Raw genomic sequence first — 5,842 nt, 5'->3', positions numbered from 1 at the left:
GGGTGGGTCAGCCGACCTGGAAGCCGTTCTTCTTCAGGTCCTCGACGGTGGACTGCTGCATCGCCGCCAGCGCCGCCCCGAAGTCGCCCTTGTCCTGGGCGGCCTTGCCGAAGGCGTCCTTGAACGCCGAGTACGCCACGTTCACGTTCGGACCCCAGGCGGCCGGGGCGGTGCCCTTGGCGATCTCGGCGGCCTTCGGGTAGAAGTCCGGCTGGTCGGCGAAGAACTCCGGCGCCGCCGACAGCAGGCTGCCGGTCTGCGCCGAGGTGGCCGCCGGGTAGACGTTGACCTGCTGGACGAGCGCGGCCAGCGCCTGCGGGTCGGTGTTCAGCCAGGTCGCGAACTTCGCCGCCGCGTCCGCGTGGCCCGCCTTCACGGCGCCGGTGGTCACGCCGGTCGCCGAGCCGCCCCAGCTGCCGGTCACCGAGGCGCCGGCCTCCCACTGCGGCAGCGGGGCCATCGCCCACTTGCCCTTGGTGTCCGGGGCCGAGCTGGTCAGCACGCCCGGCGCCCACACCGCCGAGACCCAGCCGATCTGGGTGCCGTCGTTGAGCGCCTTGCTCCAGGCCGGGGTGTACATCGGCTGGTTGTCCACCGAGCCGTCCTTGACCAGGCCGGACCAGAAGTCGGCGACCTTCTTCGTCGCGGGGTCGTCGATCGCCACCTTCCAGGTGTCGCCCGAGGTGGTCCACCACTTGGCGCCGGCCTGCTGGGCCAGGCCCGCGAACAGGCCCGGGTCGTTGGCGGAGAAGGTGGTCAGCGACTTGTCCGGGGCCTGCTGCTTGAGCGCGCGGGCGGTGGCGGCGAACTCGTCCCAGGTGGTCGGCACCTTGAGGCCGTACTGCTGGAACAGGTCCTGCCGGTAGTAGAAGGCCAGCGGCGCGGTGTCCTCGGGGATCGCGTACACCGCGTCCGAGCCGAGCGTGACCTGCTTCCACACGCCGTCCGCGAACTGCGCCTTCGCGTCCCCGGCCTGCTTCGCGATGTCGGCCAGCACGTCGTTGGAGACCAGCGTCGGCAGCGCCTGGTACTCGGCCTGGATCAGGTCCGGCGCGTTGCCCGCCTTCGCGGCGGTGATGGTCTTGGTGACCAGGTCGTCGCCGCCGGCCTGCTTGAGCACGCTGACCTGGATCTCCGGGTGCGCCGCGTTCCACACCTCGGCGACCTTGTCCATGTTCGGCGCCCAGGACCAGAACGTCAGCTTCACCGGGCCGGAGGCGGCCGCGGCCGAGTCACCGGAACCGCCGTCGGACGAGCACGCGGACAGCACGAGCGTTCCGCACAGGGCGGCTGCCGCGGCGAGGGCGAGGCGACGGTGCATGGATCCTCCCGGGGATCACGGAATTCGAGTGGGGGGACCGGGCGGCCTGCCGCCGCGCGAGGGGGTGCGCGGCGGGTGTGCCCTGTGCCCGGAGGAAGTACTGAGGGAAGTGCTGAAGGAAGTGCTGAAGGAAGTGCTGGGGGGGACGGCGACGGGCGGCGCTGAGGCCCGGTCCGTCGCTGTGCACGTTCACAGTACGGAAACCGGGGAGACACTTGTCAATCCCTGAGCTCGTACGGTTATCTGGGCGAGACACAGCGACACCCGGGGTTGGCTAGGGTGTGCACGTTCACAGTCCTTCTCGATGGAGCCCACCATGGATCAGCCGCGGTACCCCCGCCCGCTCGGACTCGACCCGCTCGCCTACGGCGGCGACTACAACCCCGAGCAGTGGCCCGAGGAGGTCTGGGCCGAGGACGTCCGCCTGATGCGCGAGGCCGGGGTCACCATGGTGAGCGTCGGGATCTTCTCCTGGGCCCTGCTCGAACCCGAGCGCGGCCAGTACGAGTTCGGCTGGCTCGACCGGCTGCTCGACCTGCTGCACGCCCACGGCATCCGCGCCGACCTGGCCACCCCCACCGTCGTCCCGCCCGCCTGGTTCTACCGCGACCACCCCGAGGCGCTGCCCGTCACCCGCGAGGGCACCCGCTACGCCTTCGGCTCGCGCGGCGCGATCTGCCACAGCTCGCCCGCCTACCAGCACGCCGCCGCCGCCATCACCGAGCAGCTCGCCCGCCGCTACGGCAAGCACCCCGCCGTCGCCCTGTGGCACGTCCACAACGAGTACGGCGTCCCGGTCAGCGACTGCTACTGCGACGAATCGGCCGCGCACTTCCGGCGCTGGCTGGGCGACCGCTACGGCACCCTCAAGGAACTCAACTCCGCCTGGGGAACGGCCTTCTGGGGCCAGCTCTACACCCGCTGGGACGACGTCCGGCCGCCCCGGCTCACCCCCACCGCCGGCAACCCCGCCCAGCAGCTCGACTACGCCCGGTTCACCAACGACGCCGTCCTCGCCAACTTCAAGCGCGAACGCGACCTGCTGCACCGGCTCGCCCCCGGCATCCCCGTCACCACCAACTTCATGACCGCGCTCAGCCAGTGCCAGTCCATGGACTACTGGGCCTGGGGCCGCGAGGTCGACCTGGTGGCCAACGACCACTACCTGGTCGCCGAGGACCCGCGCAGCCAGATCAACCTCGCGATGTCCGCCGACCTCACCCGCTCCGTCGCCGGCGGCCGCCCCTGGCTGCTGCTCGAACACTCCACCGGCGCCGTCAACTGGCAGCCCCGCAACCTCGCCAAGCGCCCCGGCGAACTCGCCCGCAACAGCCTCGCGCACGTCGCCCGCGGCTCCGAGGGCGCGATGTTCTTCCAGTGGCGGGCCTCCCGCTACGGCGCCGAGAAGTTCCACTCCGCGATGCTCCCGCACGCCGGCACCGACAGCCGGATCTGGCGCGAAGTCGTCGCGCTCGGAGAGGAGTTGGGTGCGCTCGCGGAGATCCGCGACAGCCTGGTGCGGGCCGACGCCGCGATGCTCTGGGACTGGGAGTCCTGGTGGGCCCAGCGCCTCGAGTGGCGCCCCAGCGCCGACCTGGACGCCCGCGAACGCGCCGAATCCTGGTACGCCGCGAGCTGGGACGCCCACCTCACCGTCGACTTCGCCCACCCCGAAGCCGAGCTGAGCCGCTACCCGCTGGTCGTCGTCCCCGCGCTCTACCTCACCACCGAGGCCGCCGCCCGCAACCTGCGCCAGTACGTCGAGGGCGGCGGCACCCTGCTGGTCTCCTGCTTCTCCGGCATCGTCGACGAGCACGACACCGTCCACCCCGGCCCGCACCCCGGCGCCCTGCGCGACGTACTCGGCCTGCGGGTCGAGGAGTTCGCCCCGCTGCGGGCCGGCGGGAGCGTCCGGCTGGAGGGCGCCGGAGCCCACGGCGAGCTGCGGGCCGAGGGGCTGCGGGCCGAGGCGTGGACCGAGTTCGTGGTGACCGAGGGCGCCGAGACGGTGTGGCGCTACGCCGACGACCCCGCCGAGGGCGGCCCCGCCGCCGGAGGCCCCGCCGTCACCCGGCACGCCCTCGGCGAGGGCCGCGCCTGGTACGTCTCCGCCCGCCTCGACGCCGACTCGCTCGCCCGGGTGCTGCGCGCCGCCTGCGCCGACGCCGGCCTGGCCGAGCGCCGACTCCCGCACGACCTCGAGGTGGTGGAACGCGCGGGCGAACACGGCCACTACCTCTTCGCGATCAACCACGGCCCCGCCGACGCGGACCTCCCGGCCCCCGGACCGGGCACCGAACTCCTCACCGGCACCGAGGTCTCCGACACCCTCACCGTCCCCGCCGGCCGGACCAGGGTGCTCCGCCACTCCGCCGGGCGGGGCTGACGGCGGGAGGGCCGGGCGGGGCTGACGGTGGAGGGAAAACGGTAGGACTGGCGCCGGGGTAGAGCCGGGTGGGGCCGGCTGCGGGAGGGCCGGGCGGGGCCGATGGTGGAGGGAAACCGGGCGGGGTCGGCGGCGGGAAAAGCCGGTGCCCCGTGCCGGGGCAACGGCGATACTGGCCCGCCATGACGAACCCCACACCAGGAGACGCCGGGGACGGCCCGGCGCTGCGCCGGATCCTGGCCGGGCCCGGTCGGCCGGAACTCCTCCGCCTGCTGGCCGAGGAGCTGTCCGGCACGGACCTGACGACCCTGCTGCTGGAAGCCACCCGGCGCCGGGCCGAACGGACCACCCCGGCGGAGGTGATGCGCCGCTACCGCACCGACCGCTTCACGGCTCCCGCCGAGGTCGACCTCGTCCGGCTGCGCCGGGCCGAGGATGCCCTGATCGACGCGCTGCCCCCGGACTTCCGGACGCTCGTTCCCGCCCCGCTCGTCCCGCTCGCCACCCACACCGCCGTCGGCCCGGTGGACGCCCGCAAGGTCGTGGCCACCGTCCGGGGCACCGAGGTCGCCGCCGACCCCACCAACACGCTTGCCCTGGAAGCCGCCCGCCGCCGCGCCCGGCTGCTCGCCGCCGACCCGCGCTCGGCCACCCCCGTCCGGCTCGCCACCACCCAACGCGTCGTCCGCGCCCAGCAGTTCGCCGCGCCCGGGGCCACCGCGCACTTCCAGCTGTTCGGCCTGGTCAGCGCGGGCCGGGACACCGGCGGTCTGGCCTTCGAGCGGCAGCACCTCGTCGAACACCTCCGCTTCGCCGCCCGGGCGCTCGCCCGGACCGGCGCGGGGCGGGCCGAGATCCGGCTCACCGGGCTCGACCCGTCCGCCGCGCCGCTGATCGCGCGGGTGCACGAGGCCCTGGCCGGCGCCGACGGCCTCGGGCCCGCCGTCGACCTGGTGGAGGACCCCGACCGGGCGAGCGGGCGCGGCTACTACACCCGCCTCTGCTACAAGGTTTTTGCGGTGCCCGCCGCCGGGGCCGCGCCGGTGGAGGTCGCCGACGGCGGCTTCGTCGACTGGACGCAGCGCCTCACCGGCAACCGCAAGGAACGCCTGCTGATCGGCGGCTACGGCGTCGAGCGGCTGATCGCCTGATCGCCGGCTCCCGTCCGCCCGTCGGGGCCGGGCCGGGCGGCCAGCGCCCGTCGCAGGCCGCGGCGCAGCCGGGCGGAGGCGCCGGGCAGCCGGCCGAGGGCGAGCAGTTCCTCCGGGCGCGTTCCGGGGTGCTCCGCCAGGGCCAGCACGGCCTGGTACGGGCGCGCCCCGGCGGTGAGGCGCACGGCGGCGGCGGCCACGGCGGCCGACAGGACGGCCCGGTCCGCCGCCGGGTGGCGGGCCACCAGCAGGAGCAGGTGGTTCTCGTTCCACGTGAGGGGGTCGACCGGGGTCCGGCCGCAGAGCGCGGTCAGTTCGAGCAGGGCGGCGGCCGGGGCGTGCGGATTGGCGGCGACCGCGCGCTGGACGAACGGGTACGCGGAGCCGGCCAGTTCACGCAGGACGGCGGGGTCGAACGAGTCGTTCGCCAGGTCGAGGTAGTACCGGGGGGTGCGCACGGGTTCCTCCGGCTCCGGTGTACGGTGGTCGGCCGCCATCCTCCCGCGGGGCCCGAGCCGGGTACGAGCGGATTTCGCGCGCGGCCGCCGGGGCGTCCGAAATCCGGTTGCCCCGCGTCCTTCGGCCGCCAAGGATCTGGGCATGGACCACGTGATACGAGCCGTGACCGGCGAGGACTGGCAGCGGGTCAAGCAACTGCGGCTGGACGCCCTGCGGGACCCGGCCGCGGGCATCGCCTTCCTGGACACGTACGACAACGCCGCCGGCAGGCCGGACGAGCACTGGCGGGGGCGGGCGGCCGGCTCCCGCGGCGAGACGGTCGTCCAGCAGTTCGTCGCCGAGCGGCCGGACGGCGGCTGGGACGGATCGGTGACGGTGCTGATCGAGCGGGCCGGCCACGAGGACGTCATGGGCACGCCGGTCGAGGTCGACCAGGCCCACCTGGTGGGCGTGTTCGTCCGCCCCGAGCAGCGCGGCACCGGCCTGGCCGGGGCCCTGTTCGACGCGGCGGTCGCGTTCGCCCGC

The 5,842-nt window shown here is 74.4% G+C and carries 5 protein-coding genes; 3 read left to right on the top strand and 2 right to left on the bottom strand.

The annotated features are described in order from the left end of the window. Nucleotides 1–7: 7 nt before the first annotated feature. Entirely contained in the window at nt 8–1,321 is a 1,314-nt protein-coding gene (locus ACFUEL_RS33500; protein ID WP_380240984.1) for an ABC transporter substrate-binding protein, read from the bottom strand. Between the two features lie 316 nt (nt 1,322–1,637). Here ACFUEL_RS33500 and ACFUEL_RS33495 point away from each other — a divergent pair, with 316 nt between their 5' ends. Together ACFUEL_RS33495 and ACFUEL_RS33490 are read left to right on the top strand one after the other, a co-directional pair. Beyond that, entirely contained in the window at nt 1,638–3,707 is a 2,070-nt protein-coding gene (locus ACFUEL_RS33495; RefSeq protein ID WP_380240982.1) for a beta-galactosidase, read from the top strand. Nucleotides 3,708–3,889: 182 nt separating this feature from the next. Beyond that, nucleotides 3,890–4,858: a hypothetical protein gene (locus ACFUEL_RS33490; RefSeq protein WP_380240980.1), complete on the top strand. Its 969-nt coding sequence runs from the start codon at nt 3,890–3,892 to the stop codon at nt 4,856–4,858. On the opposite strand, the gene ACFUEL_RS33485 is transcribed toward ACFUEL_RS33490, so the two are convergent. Then, nucleotides 4,831–5,316 carry a hypothetical protein gene (locus ACFUEL_RS33485; protein ID WP_380240978.1) on the bottom strand — a complete coding sequence of 162 codons (486 nt, stop codon included), beginning with the start codon at nt 5,314–5,316 and terminating at the stop codon, nt 4,831–4,833. The two genes, ACFUEL_RS33490 and ACFUEL_RS33485, sit on opposite strands and share 28 nt — an antisense overlap. A 142-nt stretch (nt 5,317–5,458) precedes the next feature. On the opposite strand from ACFUEL_RS33485, the gene ACFUEL_RS33480 reads away from it, so the two are divergent. After that, nucleotides 5,459–5,842: GNAT family N-acetyltransferase (locus ACFUEL_RS33480; protein WP_380240977.1), on the top strand; the 384-nt coding region annotated here is incomplete at its 3' end.

Origin of the sequence: Kitasatospora sp. NPDC057198 (assembly GCF_042670125.1) — a bacterium.
Classification (GTDB): domain Bacteria; phylum Actinomycetota; class Actinomycetes; order Streptomycetales; family Streptomycetaceae; genus Kitasatospora.
This window is presented reverse-complemented; position numbering and strand designations above follow the sequence as displayed.

Coding starts and splice junctions, on each gene's coding strand:
- ACFUEL_RS33500 (WP_380240984.1), bottom strand. CDS start 1,321: ATGCACCGTCGCCTCGCCCTCGCCGCGGCAGCCGCCCTGTGCGGAACG.
- ACFUEL_RS33495 (WP_380240982.1), top strand. CDS start 1,638: ATGGATCAGCCGCGGTACCCCCGCCCGCTCGGACTCGACCCGCTCGCC.
- ACFUEL_RS33490 (WP_380240980.1), top strand. CDS start 3,890: ATGACGAACCCCACACCAGGAGACGCCGGGGACGGCCCGGCGCTGCGC.